The 640-nt window shown below is 72.3% G+C and carries 1 protein-coding gene; it reads right to left on the bottom strand.

All coding sequences use genetic code 11. From position 1 onward, the window contains the following. Positions 1-30: 30 nt before the first annotated feature. Positions 31-640, bottom strand: a 610-nt coding sequence (locus ACFV9T_RS41625; RefSeq protein WP_385448849.1) for a TetR/AcrR family transcriptional regulator, incomplete at its 5' end; no start/stop codon positions are given.

The following is a 640-nucleotide window of genomic DNA, read 5'->3' as shown; positions in this document are numbered from 1 at the left end:
GCCCATCGAGAAGAAGTGAGCCCACTCCGCTCAGCCAGCCAGCTCCGCCTCCGCGAAGCGCCGCAGGTGGCGGCGCGCGTCCTCGACGCTCAGGGCCGGGACCTGCCGCAGCCGCCGCAGCGCCAGCCCATCCGCCAGCGCGGAGAAGCGGAGAGTGAAGTCCGCCGGGTCGTCGCAGCGGAAGTCGCCCTCGGCGCAGCCCCGCTCGACCAGGGACCGGATCTCGCCGTGCCAGCTCTCGTACCGCTCGGCCGCCCCACGGGCGAACGTCTGGTCGCGCTCGCCCGCGTTCCAGTAGTCGAACCACATCCGCCAGTGCTGGTCCGTGTCGTCCGTGAAGAGCGCGTCGATGAGCAGCCGCAGGCCCTCCGCGCCGCTGGTGGCGCGGTCGGCGGCCTCGGTGAGGGCGGCGTAATAGCCCTCTATGTGCAGGACCATCGCCTCGGAGAGGACTTCCTGCACGCTCTCGAAGTGGTACGTGACGGTGCCGACCGAGACCCCCGCCGCGGCGGCGACCTCGCGCACCCCGACCCCCGCAGTGCCCCGCTCCGCGATGAGCGGAACGGCGGCCTCCACGATCAGGCGGCGGTGTTGCAGGCCGCCGTCCTGCTCACCGCCGTGACGATCTTCGCGCTGAACA

Origin of the sequence: Streptomyces sp. NPDC059850, from assembly GCF_042731515.1 — a bacterium.
Lineage (GTDB): Bacteria > Actinomycetota > Actinomycetes > Streptomycetales > Streptomycetaceae > Streptomyces.
The sequence above is the reverse complement of the archived record's forward strand: the minus strand, read 5'-3'. Positions and strand labels throughout refer to the sequence as shown.